13 protein-coding genes and 1 riboswitch are annotated in these 13,278 nt (G+C 38.6%); of the genes, 7 read left to right on the forward strand and 6 right to left on the reverse strand.

The window, feature by feature from the left end:
• Positions 1 to 201 precede the first annotated feature (201 nt).
• From CALPO_RS0111160 to thiE, 7 genes are all read left to right on the forward strand, one after another.
• Entirely contained in the window at positions 202 to 933 is a 732-nt protein-coding gene (locus CALPO_RS0111160; RefSeq protein ID WP_281172783.1) for a glycerophosphodiester phosphodiesterase, read from the forward strand.
• Positions 934 to 1,043: 110 nt separating this feature from the next.
• Entirely contained in the window at positions 1,044 to 1,778 is a 735-nt protein-coding gene (locus tag CALPO_RS0111165) for an ABC transporter ATP-binding protein (protein ID WP_026487394.1), read from the forward strand.
• Positions 1,779 to 1,804: 26 nt separating this feature from the next.
• Positions 1,805 to 2,578 (forward strand): ABC transporter permease, encoded by a 774-nt coding sequence (locus CALPO_RS0111170; RefSeq protein ID WP_035172582.1) that lies wholly within the window; start codon positions 1,805 to 1,807, stop codon positions 2,576 to 2,578.
• A 95-nt stretch (positions 2,579 to 2,673) separates the two neighbouring features.
• A riboswitch (TPP riboswitch) is annotated at positions 2,674 to 2,793 on the forward strand.
• An 83-nt stretch (positions 2,794 to 2,876) separates the two neighbouring features.
• Positions 2,877 to 3,083, forward strand: a complete 207-nt coding sequence (thiS, locus tag CALPO_RS0111175) for a sulfur carrier protein ThiS (RefSeq protein ID WP_026487396.1) — start codon at positions 2,877 to 2,879, stop codon at positions 3,081 to 3,083.
• On the forward strand, positions 3,073 to 3,849 hold the full coding sequence (locus CALPO_RS0111180; protein WP_026487397.1) for a thiazole synthase: 777 nt from the start codon (positions 3,073 to 3,075) through the stop codon (positions 3,847 to 3,849). Before thiS ends, CALPO_RS0111180 begins: the two co-directional genes overlap by 11 nt.
• On the forward strand, positions 3,842 to 4,951 hold the full coding sequence (thiH, locus tag CALPO_RS0111185; RefSeq protein ID WP_322786106.1) for a 2-iminoacetate synthase ThiH: 1,110 nt from the start codon (positions 3,842 to 3,844) through the stop codon (positions 4,949 to 4,951). The genes CALPO_RS0111180 and thiH overlap by 8 nt, the downstream gene beginning before the upstream one ends.
• On the forward strand, positions 4,948 to 5,607 hold the full coding sequence (gene thiE, locus CALPO_RS0111190) for a thiamine phosphate synthase (RefSeq protein WP_026487399.1): 660 nt from the start codon (positions 4,948 to 4,950) through the stop codon (positions 5,605 to 5,607). Before thiH ends, thiE begins: the two co-directional genes overlap by 4 nt.
• On the opposite strand, the gene CALPO_RS0111195 is transcribed toward thiE, so the two are convergent.
• The 6 genes from CALPO_RS0111195 to CALPO_RS0111220 form a co-directional block, all read right to left on the reverse strand.
• Complete coding sequence (locus CALPO_RS0111195; RefSeq protein ID WP_026487400.1) at positions 5,604 to 6,611, reverse strand: AIR synthase family protein; 1,008 nt, start codon at positions 6,609 to 6,611, stop codon at positions 5,604 to 5,606. The genes thiE and CALPO_RS0111195 overlap by 4 nt on opposite strands.
• 6 nt (positions 6,612 to 6,617) lie before the next feature.
• Positions 6,618 to 7,094, reverse strand: coding sequence for an ECF transporter S component (locus CALPO_RS0111200; RefSeq protein WP_026487401.1), 477 nt, complete (start codon positions 7,092 to 7,094; stop codon positions 6,618 to 6,620).
• Positions 7,095 to 7,210: 116 nt separating this feature from the next.
• Positions 7,211 to 8,002, reverse strand: coding sequence for a hypothetical protein (locus CALPO_RS0111205; RefSeq protein ID WP_026487402.1), 792 nt, complete (start codon positions 8,000 to 8,002; stop codon positions 7,211 to 7,213).
• A 65-nt stretch (positions 8,003 to 8,067) separates the two neighbouring features.
• Positions 8,068 to 9,606, reverse strand: a complete 1,539-nt coding sequence (gene spoVB / locus CALPO_RS13850) for a stage V sporulation protein B (RefSeq protein ID WP_051585972.1) — start codon at positions 9,604 to 9,606, stop codon at positions 8,068 to 8,070.
• A gap of 61 nt (positions 9,607 to 9,667) precedes the next feature.
• A complete protein-coding gene (locus tag CALPO_RS0111215; RefSeq protein WP_245589948.1) occupies positions 9,668 to 11,461 on the reverse strand; it encodes an ABC transporter ATP-binding protein in 1,794 nt (597 codons plus the stop codon).
• An 11-nt stretch (positions 11,462 to 11,472) separates the two neighbouring features.
• Positions 11,473 to 13,224: an ABC transporter ATP-binding protein gene (locus tag CALPO_RS0111220; RefSeq protein ID WP_026487404.1), complete on the reverse strand. Its 1,752-nt coding sequence runs from the start codon at positions 13,222 to 13,224 to the stop codon at positions 11,473 to 11,475.
• Positions 13,225 to 13,278 lie beyond the last annotated feature (54 nt).

Consider the following 13,278-nt stretch of genomic DNA (forward strand, 5'->3'; position numbering starts at 1 on the left):
CACTTCCTGTCGAGTAGAACCGATGTAATTTTTATCATGTTTTTGCTTTGCGACATGCTTTGACACACCTTATGTAAATATTCGCGATATTGTTTGGAGAGTGATAATAGAAATGGACGAGATTATTAAAGTTACAAAGGTTTCTCGTGAACTATTTATATCTTATAGTAAAGGGAAGGTGATAACATAAAGCCGTTAGTTATTGCCCATAGAGGGGATTCTGTCAATGCCCCTGAAAATACGATGGCATCATTTCAAAAGGCGATGGATGTAGGAGCTGATGGTATTGAGCTGGATGTGCATATGAGTAAGGACGATCATCTTGTAGTCATTCACGATGAACGAGTGGATAGAACCACTGACGGCACCGGGTATGTAAGGGACTATACTTTGAAAGAGCTAAAAGAGCTTGACGCGGGAATTAAATTTAGCCCAAAATTTGCAGGTGAAAAAATACCAACACTGGAGGAGGTTTTAGAGCTTATTGATAATAAAAATATATTGCTGAATATAGAAGTAAAAAGTGGAGTCGTAAATTATCCCGGCATAGAAAAAAAGCTGGTTGAGACTGTAAGAAAATATGATATTGCCGAAAGGGTTATATTGTCATCTTTTAACTATAATAGTATCAGAGGTATAAAAAGGTTTGACTGTGAACTGAAAGTAGGTCTGTTGTATGAATACGCCTTGACAAAACCATGGTATATAGCTCGCAGAATGGGCGTTTATTCGCTTCATCCATATTACTTTAATATAACACAGGAATTGGTAAGTAGCTGTAAAAAATATGATATCAAATTATTTCCATGGACTGTGGATAAAAAAGAAGATATGCGGAAAATGATCGAAATAGGTGTTGATGGTATTATAACGGATAATCCTGGTTTGCTTATAGAAGTGAGGGATAAAGGTCGTGGTAACGATGAATTATAAAAGTACACATTTTTTGATATACATTGACACGGTATGCATTATATAATGTAGTAAAAGTAAAATATGTTTTGCAAAATATAACAATCAAAAAGGTTGGAAGGATGTAGCGTATGCTAAAAGTTAATAATCTGTACAAGGAATATAAGTCAAAAAAAGTAGTCGCATTAAATAGAATAAACATGAATGTTGAAAAAAATGAAATAGTGGGTTTATTAGGACCTAACGGAGCGGGTAAGACGACGCTAATTAAGGCGATTAGCGGATTGGTAAATCCTGATTCAGGAGAGATAATAATTAATGATATTAAATTAAATGAAAAAACTAGACGTAAGATAATGGGTAAATTAGGTGTTGTATTAGAAGGAACAAGAAATCTATATTGGACTTTATCCGTTAAGGACAATTATTATTATTTTGCCAGCATAAAGGGCAAAAAGAACTATGAAATTGAGAAGAATATAGAAAAATATGCTAACGTGTTAAAAACTAGGGACTTTTTAAATTGTAAAATAAAAATATTGTCGACAGGACAAAAGCAAAGGGTAGCTATTACTGCAGCTTTACTGCATGAACCGGAATTGTTGATCTTAGACGAACCTTCTAACGGCCTCGATATAGAATCCAGAAATTTACTGATAAATGGCATTAAATACTTCAGGGATAATTTGAAAACAACTTTTTTAATAAGCTCTCATGATGTAGATTTTATAAGCAAAGTCGTAGATAAAATCGTAATAATTGATAATGGAAATATTGTCGATGAATTCTTAAATCAAGGTATTTCCCCTGAGGATATTGAAAACAAGTATAAAGAGCTATTAATAAAAGAAGGCAATTCAAGGTAGGTTTTAGAGAGGAGAGAAATAGGATAATGGTATATTTACATATTTTGTTTGCAGAAATAAAGCGTAGCTTAAAAGAAAGCTTTTCATATAATGTGGGATTTATTAGCAGCATTCTATTATTGGTTGTCTTATATTGTAGCTTAATTTTCATGAATACAGGAACTCTACTCGGTAGTTATTATAAAAATGCGGAAGGTTCAAAAACGCTTTTACTTATAGGGTATATTTTTTGGAGTTATTCAATAATAGCTATAAATGAAGTAAGCAGTGAAATTGAGAAGGAAGCTGTCAAAGGCACGTTAGAACAAAAATTTATGTCTATAGCTCCGTATTCTCTTTTATTAGCAGGCAGTATTATTAGTAGCATACTTGTCAGCAGCGTTGTTGCAGGTATTATAATTACTCTTTCAAGAATTATATTTGGGATAAATATAATAATAAATCCGGGCGTCATTCTATCGCTATTTATAACTTTATTAGGCATGTATGGAATGGGACTAATTCTCGGCGGAATTTCTTTCATAGTAAAGAAAATCAGTAAAATAACTGAGATAATTCAAATCGTATTGTTATTTATAACTGACACCCTGACGAAGACCTCATTTTTAAAATTTAATTGGATCATACCGTTAACGTTAGGAAATGATATTGCTAGAAGATTTGCAAGTAGCTTGACAGTGCCCTTTGATAGTTGGATAGTGCTTGTATTTGTAAGCTCGATTTGGCTTGTAACAGGTATTGCGGTTTTTAATATTTGTAGTAAGTATGTAAAGAAAAACGGATTATTGGGGACATATTGAATGACAGGACTAAACCATATAACGGACGCACAACCAATAAAAGGTTTCCTTGATAGCTAAGATATATTGTGTTAAAATAAGTATAGAATTAAATATCAATGCAAAAGGGGAGCTAAGGGGAAAAACTTGGCTGAGAGTAGGCATTAAATCCCTGCCTTGACCCTTTGAACCTGAGACGGATAATGCCGGCGTAGGGATATTGCAGGATTCGAGTATTTGATTTCGTAAGGTAAAGTTGATATCTAAAAAAGCGCTGGCTGATGGCAGCGCTTTTTTAATTTAGGAAGAGGTGGAAAAATTGATTTTTTTAAATGATCAACGTGTTGATTTTTGTGGTACCCTTGAAGAACTTTTAAAAAAACAGGGATACAATATCCACGCTGTGGCGGTTTTGGTCAATGATGAAGTAATAAAAAAAGATCAATGGAGTTGTTATCAATTGAAGGACAACGACAGGGTTGATGTGGTTGCCATTATGGGGGGAGGGGCTTTATATGAGTTTTAAAGTGGGCGATCGGACATTGAAGTCCAGGTTGTTTATAGGAACGGGAAAATTGCCTTCTTATGCTCTCATTTCACCTATTGTGGAAAAGACGGGTGTGGATGTTCTTACAGTAGCAGTGAGAAAAATAAATCCTGATCAAAAAGGCGAAAATGTGTTGGATTATATACCCAAAGACTGTGTTATAATGGTCAATACATCGGGAGCCAGGAATCACAAGGAAGCAGTCAAGATTGCTGAAATAGGCAGTGAACTTACGGGATCTGATTGGATTAAAATTGAGATAGAAACCGATTCTAAGTACTTGATGCCTGATAATATGGAGACGTTGAAAGCAGCAGATATACTGGTAGAAAAGGGTTTTAAAGTATTCCCGTATATATCCCCTGATCTAGTGGTGGCAAAAAAGTTAGAGAAGATAGGCGTTTCTGCGGTTATGCCTTTAGCTTCACCCATTGGCACAAACAAGGGTATTGGATGTGAGACATTGCTAAAGGCTATAATAAATGAAATAAATGTGCCTGTTATAATAGATGCGGGTATTGGAAGGCCATCTCACGCTGCCCATGCAATGGAGTTAGGCGCTGATGCTGTCTTAATAAATACAGCTATTGCCACAGCTAAGGACCCGGTAAGGATGGCGGTTGCTTTTTCTAAGGCTGTGGAAGGGGGAAGAATTGCCTATGAAATAGGCATTTTGCAGGAAAGAGAGTATGCGGAAGCTTCGTCGCCCCTCACAGGGTTTTTAAGGGGTGTTGGAGATGATTGAAGAAACTATTGAAGAGGCTGAAGGCATATACCAAAACGTGATAGAGCATAGCTTGACAAAAGATGAAGTGATAAATATATTGCTGAAAGACCATATCAGCAGAGAAGATGCATTAAAGCTTATGCTCTTTGACGATGATGAAGTATTGGAGCTCATGGCGAAAAAGGCCAAAGAGCTGACTGATATGTATTTTGGCAAGAGCATTCTCCTGTATACACCTCTCTATATATCCAATTATTGTAATGGTGGATGTGTGTACTGCGGTTATTCTTCATTAAAAAGAGGTGTAAAAAGGCAGAGGTTGGACTATGAGCAGATTGAGGCGGAGCTTAGAGCTATAAAAGAAAAAGGGTTTGACAGCATAATTATATTGACAGGAGAGGATAGAGAAAAGTCTTCAGTAGATTATATAGGAAAAGCCGTAGAACTGGCTTGCAACATGTTTTCAGAAGTCATAGCAGAAGTATACGCCATGACGTATGAAGAGTACAGGGAACTAGTCAAAAGGGGCTTAACAGGTATAACGATATTTCAGGAGACGTATAATAGGGGACTATACGAAAAGCTTCACCTGCGAGGGCAAAAAAAGGACTATAGTTTCAGGATAAATGCCCCTGAAAGGGCTATAATGGCAGGAGTCAGACAGGTTAGCATAGGTGCGCTTTTGGGCTTAGATGTCCCTGTAAAGGATATGTTTATGACGTTACTACATGGCGAATACCTCATGAATCAATACCCGGATGTAGAAGTATCTATATGTTTACCGCGGTTAAGACCTGCAGGTGTAAATTTGAAAGGATTTTACCATCTGGATGATAAAAACTTTGTAAGGTTTATTCTGACAACCAGGTTGTTTTTAAAGCGGGCAGGCATTAACATATCTACAAGGGAAAGCTCATATTTAAGAGATAATTTAATTGGATTGGGAGTTACTAAGATGTCGGCTGGCTCAAAGACTACCGTGGGAGGCTATGCGCAGGACAGCGAAGAGCGAGGCCAATTCGATGTAAATGATTCCAGGGATGTGAATGAGATAGTGGATGCTATAAGGAAAAGAGGCTATAGGCCAGAATTTATAAATTGGGTAAGGGGATTGGTATGAATAAAAAAGAAAAATTGGTGTATTTCATGAATCCTAGTATATACTGCTTGACAGCAGAAAGCCTATCTAAGGGCAGGGACAACATATCCGTGGTAAAAGAGATGTTAAAGGCTGGTGTAAAAATAATTCAGTATCGAGAAAAGAAAAAGAGTTTAAAGGAAAAATATTATGAATGCATGAAAATACGCGAGATGACCAAAGAATACAATGCGGTTTTTATAGTTAATGATCACGTAGATCTGTGTGCCATGGTAAAAGCGGACGGGATCCACATAGGGCAGGATGATTACCCATTAACAGCGGTGAGGGAGTATTTAGGCGATGATTACATAATAGGTGTGTCTACCCATTCGCCGGAACAGCTCAGGGCTGCTGCGGCAGAGGGGGCTGACTATGTGGGTGTTGGCCCTATATTTGAGACCCACACCAAAGAGGATGTAGTGGCGCCTGTGGGGTTTGAATACCTTGAGTGGGCGGTTAAAAATTCACCTGTTCCCATTGTGGCAATAGGAGGGATAAAAGAGCACAACATAAAGGAAGTGGCCAGAAGGGGAGCTAAGTGTATAGCTTTAGTGAGTGAAATTGTGGGTGCAGACGATATAATGGGCAAGATTAAAAGCTTGTATACCGCTATTAACGCAAAAAGCCTGGCTTAATATTGCCGGGCTTTATTGCATTTTTCCTTGATGTTATAAAGTTCATCTCTTTTGGGAGGTGTCAATGGTTTTTTTTCACCATTTGGCAAGATGACATAGATGCCTTTATCTATAACCTTGCCTATTACGGTAGCATCGATACCGGCATCTCTGAGCTTGTTCGCCACATCATATCCGTTGCTAGCGGATATAAGTAAAGAACCACTGGATATGAGTCCTAAGGGGTTTATATTAAAAAAATTGCATATAGAGCGCGTTTCTTGTCGTATTGGTACTTTGTCCAGATATATCTCCATTCCTACGCCTGAGGCTTGGGCGACTTCATAAGTCGCTCCTAGCAGCCCACCTTCTGTGATGTCGTGCATGGCGTTGACGCCTGAAGCTGATGCTATAAGTCCCTCTTTGACCACGCAGATTTCCTTTAAAAAGCCTTTTGCGCTTTCTACCATTTCGCGCCCGAAGTTTTTAAGCAATATGTCTTCGTAATCATGGGCGATAATCGCTGTTCCTTCAAGGCCTATTGCTTTAGTCACTAAGATATCATCGCCGACTTTGGCATGGGATGCGGTGACGAAAGAATTCTTTTTTGCCACCCCTAGTGCCGTTGTGCATATCACAGGCTTTGTAACGGTTGGCGTGACCTCGCTGTGTCCGCCCAGCACTTCTATGCCCAGCTCTTTAGCTGCCTTGTCGATAGACTCCATTATCTCTTTAAAGACCGATTCAGATGCCTTATCAGGCAATAAAATTGTGACAAGGATTCCTAAGGGATTGGCTCCACAGGCAGCTACATCGTTGCAGGATATAATGACAGATAAGTAACCGCTATTTTTTTCTGCCGCTGTAATGGGATCTGTAGATAAAACAGCTACAACTTCGCCAAAGTCAACGATGCTGCAGTCCATGCCGAGGCCAGCATGGGCAATGACTTCACTTCTTTTTACTCCTGTGTTTTTATAAGCGTATTTTTTAAGCAATTCGGGTAGAATTTTTCCCGTCTCCAACTGAAATCATCTCCTGACCGTGTTTTTCAGCCTTTTGTATACCATAACTGCTATAATTGCTCCCAATGTAACCTGTATTAAATCCCCTGCGAATTCCAGGGGTATAGCGCCTATGCCGTATATTAATCCTGCGGATATAGAATAACCGATCAGCATAACAGGAGCGCCGAGGGTTATGGCTAAGATGGCGTCTTTCTTGCGGTTTACGCTGCCTACTATAAATCCTTCCAAGCCCTTTATAACAAAAGTAAAAGGTGCCCATATGGGATATCCGCTTATGAGATCAGCTAAGGCAGAGCCTACTCCTCCCAGTATACCTCCGGTCTTACCACCGTAAAGCAGTGCTACCAGGTATATTACCGCTTCACCGAGGTTAAAATAAATACTTGGCTTGGGAATGGCAAATTTAGTGACGGCAGTTGCTGCGATGAGCAAGGCCATGAGAAGGCCTAAGACAGCTATGTGTTTAGTTTTTTCGCTCAATTTAGCACGCACATCCTTTCTTACACTATTTTGCTTTATTATTATTCTATCATATCATAAACTTGGCCAAAAGCCCTAGGTTTATGAGTTAAAAATAAATCCGGTTACGACCGGATTTATTTCTTTAATGCCTTTTCTAGTGAGTCGATATTAGTATTTAATATTTCACTCTCTATTTTTACCAGAGATTTGTCTCTAGCGTCAATGGCTTTTTCCAACTCTTTTATAGAATAATCGATTTTGTTAGCAATCGATAGCTGCTTTTGTTGAATTGATGCCCTCAAGGTGGCCCATTCTCTGTTGAGAGAGGCGATGCCGGATTTTGCTTCTGGCCAATTGTCATGATACGCCTTTAAAAAAATATCGCGAACCTGGTATGTTACTCTATATATTTCAGGGGTGTTTTTTGCTTTAAATAAAGCCATAAAGTCAGGTATGAATTTATATACTTCGTTGGTAGCTACCGCTATAGTTGAAGGGTTATTGGTTTTTAAGCTGGCTGTTAAGGCATTTAAACTGTTGGAGAATTGTTCTATTATTTGGCTGCTGGCGCCGTTTTTTGCAAGCTCTGGCTGTATATCATTCCAATCCTTGTGTATTTTGTCTACGGCTTTTGTAGCGTCTGATAGGGCTTTTTGCTCAGGTGATGGTGTGGCTTGCTTTTTACCAAAACTTTCTGATGCTGATGGCTTTGGCGTCATCTTTTCGCTAATAGTCTTTTCCAGCGGTTTATAAAGCTTGTCTAAATCCTCCTTGAGAGAGGTTAAAGGCTTAGGCAATTCGGCGCTGGTTTTTTTGAGGTTTTCAGGGGTGTTAGGTTTCTTTTTAGGTTTACAGCTGTTTAGATTAATTATGATTATAGTTGCCAATAATAACGTAATGCTTATCTTAAGTAGTTTATTATTCATAGTTTATCACCTCATATGTATTATTCTACTGTGTATGTTTTATTATCCAAGCTGTAAACTGAGACCTACCTTATTCTAAATAATTTTTTAATGGCGTTAATTGTTATAACTCCAAAGCACATAAGGATTATAGTGTATAGTAAACACCCAAAGCCCAGCGATATTAGCAGGTTTACAGCCTTGTTTATTCCTGTTAAGGATAAATAAACAAAAGAATATTTTAACCCAAAGTACGTAAAAAAGGCGGCCAGACACGGGTATATAAAGCTATTAAGGCCTATAGATATATTTGTGTGCTTTTTGAGAGATGTGTAATCCAGTGCATTTAGTATCGCATAACTTATTATTATGCCAATTATGTAACCGTTGATTCCTAGCTGTGGTACAGCTACAAGCACGTATGTAAAATACAATCTTATACATGCTGCTATAAATGAATTTCTAAAGGTAATGACCTGCAGGTTTAGGCCATTTAGTATGCTGGCAAATACCTGGTTTAAAAAGATAGGCGCAATGGTAAAAGAAAGCCAGAATAGCATTTGCCCTACATGGTCAGCTGAATAAAGCATACCGGCTATTGGCTCGGGTAGCGAGAGGAATATTGCCATGGTTAAAAAGCCTATTATAAGAGATACGTCAACAGCTTGCCTTACTCTCCGATTTATTAGATGGCGGTTTTTTGTGGAGTAGGCTTCGGAAATGGCCGGTATTAGCGTTACTGCAAGAGAATTGGTTATTATTGAAGGAAAAAAAATAAGCGGCATTGCCATTCCCGTAAATTCCCCATATATGCTGACGGCTTGTGTACTATTTAAACCAGCTACTAAAAGCCGTTGTGGTATCAATATGTTGTCTAGGGCTGATAGCGCGTTAATAATGACCCTATTTACTGTAAGGGGTATGGAGATGGCCATTATATCGCCAAAGTAGCTTTTAGTGTTTAAACGGATATCTCGATATATTTTCCTTTCCCTGTGAAAAGCGTAGGATAGGTAAAAAAAGCCGAATATTTCTCCGGCTATATTGCCCAACATGGCTATGGCCGACGATACCGAATAAGGTATGTTTACGCCGTTTAAAAAATACAGTAAACCCAAGACGATTATTACCCTGGACACTTGTTCGATGATATTTGCAATGGCATTAGGAGTTACATCTTGCATACCCTCGAAAAAGCCCCTGATTATAGAAGACGTGGCGATGATGAAGATCGCCGGTGCAAAAATAAGCAGGGTGGCGAAAGTCCTGTTATCTCTAAGTATATTGGATGAAAGCCATTTAGAACTTAACAACAAAAACAATGAAATGATGAGGCTCAGTGAAATCACGATCTTGAGGGCGGTGTTTACTATATTGAAGGAACACCTGTGATTGTTGCGAGCGGATTCCCTGGAAACCAGAGAAGATACAGCCACGGAAAATCCGCCTGTGACCAGCGAAAGTGAAAGGATGTATATGGGGAAAACCAACTGGTAGATACCCATGCCTTCTGCCCCTATTAAATTTGATAATATTATTCTGTATATAAAACCGATTATTCTTGTTATGAAATTTGCGATTGTTAAAATAAAAGCCCCCTGAATAAACGTCTTTTTTTTGACCAATATGGGATTCCTCCGGCATATAATATCTTATTAATTTATATTCAGGGAGGCTCAAATTATGCTATATTTTAGCGTTTTGCAATTGATACAATTTGTAGTAAATACCATGCTTTGCCAGCAGTTCTTGATGCCTACCCATCTCCCTTATGCGCCCTTTATGTATGACTATTATGTTGTCGGCATGCTGAATAGTCGATAAACGATGAGCCACGATTATGGTGGTGCGATTTTTAGATAATTTAATGAGCGAATCTTGAATTAACTGTTCGGTTTCTGTATCGATGTTGGCAGTGGCTTCATCCAGGACTAATATTGTGGGGTCAAAAGCCAGCGCTCTAGCAAAAGCGATGAGCTGTCTTTGACCTTGTGAAAGGGTAGACCCTCTTTCGGTGACAGGCTCATCGTATTTTTTGGGCAGCTTTTGTATGAATTTATCGGCATTCACGTATGTGGCTACTTCTTTAAGCTTTTCATCGCTTATCTCCTCATTATTCAACCTTATGTTTGATTTAATGTCACCTGTAAACAAGAACACATCTTGAAGCACTACAGCAATATGTCGCCTAAGCACAGATTGAGGCATATCTTTGATGTTTACGCCATCAACGAGTATTTCTCCCTTTTGTATGTCGTATAGCCTGCCAATAAGGCTTATAATGGAGGATTTTCCGGCACCCGTTGCGCCTACAAATGCCACTGTTTGTCCTGGCTCTATTGTAAAGCTTACGTCTTTCAAAACCCAATCTTCCCCATTATAAGCGAACCAGACGTTTTTAAACTCAATTCGACCTTTTATTGTCTCCGGTATAACGGGCTTTTCAGGGTCTTTTATACCTGTTGGAGTAGTTAAAAGCGTATATATCTTTTCAGCGGCTGCCATGGAGGATTGCACCATGTCGTATTTTTCTGATAGGTCAATTATGGGTTGAAATAATTGGTTAATGTAGTTAAAAAACGCAAATAATACACCAAAGGTTATAAATCCTCGCAGTACCTGACCGCCGCCTATCCATATAAGTATCGTTAAGGCTAAGAACCTGTAGAATTCGTTTAAAGGACGGAAGATGGAAAAAATCTTTAATTGGTAAAAGCTTACCCTCATATAGTCTTTGTTTATATCATCGAATTTATCATATATCATCTTTTCGCGGTTAAAAATCTGTATTACCCTCATTCCTGAAATGTATTCAGATAGAGATGCGTATATCCTCGCTATTCTCGTCCTTATCATCCTGTACGCCTTCCGGTCATATCTTCTAAATATTATTGTAGATACCGCGATAAGAGGTACAACAGTTAGGGATAAAAGAGCTAACCTGTAGTCCATTTTGATCATTACAATTACAGTGCCTGTTATTAAGAGCATATCTTGAATTAAGAATACCAATACGTTTGTGAACATATCGTTTATGGCGTCTGTATCGCTGGTGATTCTTGTGACCAGTCTGCCCACGGGATTTTTGTCAAAAAAGGACAGGGACATCTGTTGAAGGTGTGCAAATATATCGTTTCTGATGTTGTAAAGTATCTTCTGGCCTATGTACTGCAGGAGGACAGACTGCAAGAAATTAAATATTGCTCCGGCTACGATCACTAAAAAGTAAAGAAATCCCAGGAGTATAACGCCTCTGTATTTTATAGCTGGATCCAGGTTTTTTACGTTTAAATAATCGTCAATAACCATTTTGAATATGTACGGACCAACTAGATTTGCACCTGTGATGATTGCAAGAAGCAAGAAAACCGCAATAAAATGCTTTGCATATGGCCTTGCATATCTCATCATGTATTTCAAAACGTTTTTGTCATATAAGTTTACCTGAGGATTTTCTTCGTCAATATATCCTTTTGGCAATTTCCATCACCTCATTCTTCTTGCTCGATGTTTTCTTCAAGCTGTTGTTTCTGATACAATTCTTTGTAAAATCCATCTATTGAGATTAGCTCTTGGTGGGTTCCTCTCTGGACGATTTTGCCTTCATCCAGCACTATTATTTCGTCTGCGTCTTTTACTGCTGATATTCGGTGGGATATTATGATACAGGTTCTGCTTTTCATAAACTCCTTTAAATTTTTAAGGATTCTCTCTTCGGTTTGAGCGTCTACGGCCGAAAGGCAATCATCCAGGATCAATATCTTGGGGTTTTTTATGACAGCGCGGGCAATGGCTGTTCTTTGCTTTTGTCCTCCAGATAGAGTAACACCTCTTTCCCCTAATACCGTGTCATATCCGTCTTTGAAACTCATGATTTCCTCATGTATGCCTGCTAATCTTGCGGCATCCTGTATCTTTTCCAGAGGTATATCTTCTGGCGAAAAGGCTATGTTCTCTTTTATAGTCGATGAAAACAAAAAAGTATCTTGAGGGACATAACCTATGTTTTCCCTCAAGGTTTTTAGAGGGATTTTGTTTATATCTATTCCATCGATGAAAATCGTGCCTTCAGGCACTTTGTAAAGGTGAAGCAGCAGATTTGCAAGGGTACTCTTCCCGCACCCTGTGCGCCCTATAATCGCCAGCGTTTTTCCGCTTTTTATTTCGATGTTTATGTCCTTTAAAGCAGGTTCTAAATTTTGAGCGTAACTAAATGTCAAATGCTGTACTTTAATATTTCCTTGTAATTCCTCTATGTTCACCACGTCAGGGCCGTCTACAATATCCGGTTTGGTTTTCATTATAGCGTTTATTCTTTTTAGGGAAGCGCTTCCCCTTTGGAATATGTTTATAACCCATCCCAGCGAGGTTAAAGGGCCCAGGAGCATGCCGATGTAAGAATTGAAGGCTACAAAGTCGCCTAATGTAATGGTTTTGTTTATTACTAAAAAACCACCGTATATGATGATTATGACAGTGCTTATGGTGGACAAAATTTGCATTGAAGAGCTGAAAGTGGATGACAACTTTACCATTGCCATGTTGGCGTGGAAATTCTGGCTGTTAGCTTTGTCAAATTTTTTTATTTCTCCAGCTTCCTGAACGTAAGACTTTATTACCCGTATCCCCATTATGTTTTCTTCTGCTTTGTCTGTCATATTTGCAAAGGCTTCCTGAACTCTCCTGAAGCTTTCTCTTATTTTTTGGCCGAAAATGACCACTATCGCAAACATAAAGGGGCCTGGTATCAACCCTGCTATTGCCAGTTTTATATCGATGGTTTTTATGACCAGTATAATGCTGGTGGTGAATAGTACAATTGTGTCCATTAGATTTGTCATTCCCCTTGCTATGGACATCCTGACGGCCTGGATATCGTTTGTCGCATGGGCCATAAGGTCTCCTGTTTTGTGATGATTGTAGTAGTCTGGTGAAAGCAATAAGAGGTGCGAGAAAAGATCTCTCCTCATCTCATATTCCAGCCATCTGGCGGTGCCCATAAAGCCTATTCTCCAGAAAAACCTTAGTATGAAAGTTATTATTGCTATGGCTAGTATGATGAGCACGTATTTTATAAGCTGGTCATAAGGCATGGTCTTGTTTTTTAATCCGTCGGTTATGTTTCCTATCAGCCTGGGTATGTACGCCTGAATAAGATCTAGTATCGTCAATGATACTGCGCCTGCAATATAAGGCCATTTATGGCGCATAAAAAAATCCTTTAATACGGCGTATTCTTTCAAAGGATTTCTCCCCTTCCCTGATTTTTTCTAAATTATTATATCACAATTATTTAT

The sequence above is a fragment of the Caldanaerobius polysaccharolyticus DSM 13641 genome (assembly GCF_000427425.1).
In the GTDB taxonomy this organism is placed as follows: Bacteria; Bacillota; Thermoanaerobacteria; order Thermoanaerobacterales; family Caldanaerobiaceae; genus Caldanaerobius; species Caldanaerobius polysaccharolyticus.

Coding starts and splice junctions, on each gene's coding strand:
- CALPO_RS0111165 (WP_026487394.1), top strand. CDS start 1,044: ATGCTAAAAGTTAATAATCTGTACAAGGAATATAAGTCAAAAAAAGTA.
- CALPO_RS0111170 (WP_035172582.1), top strand. CDS start 1,805: ATGGTATATTTACATATTTTGTTTGCAGAAATAAAGCGTAGCTTAAAA.
- CALPO_RS0111180 (WP_026487397.1), top strand. CDS start 3,073: ATGAGTTTTAAAGTGGGCGATCGGACATTGAAGTCCAGGTTGTTTATA.
- thiH (WP_322786106.1), top strand. CDS start 3,842: ATGATTGAAGAAACTATTGAAGAGGCTGAAGGCATATACCAAAACGTG.
- thiE (WP_026487399.1), top strand. CDS start 4,948: ATGAATAAAAAAGAAAAATTGGTGTATTTCATGAATCCTAGTATATAC.
- CALPO_RS0111205 (WP_026487402.1), bottom strand. CDS start 8,002: ATGAATAATAAACTACTTAAGATAAGCATTACGTTATTATTGGCAACT.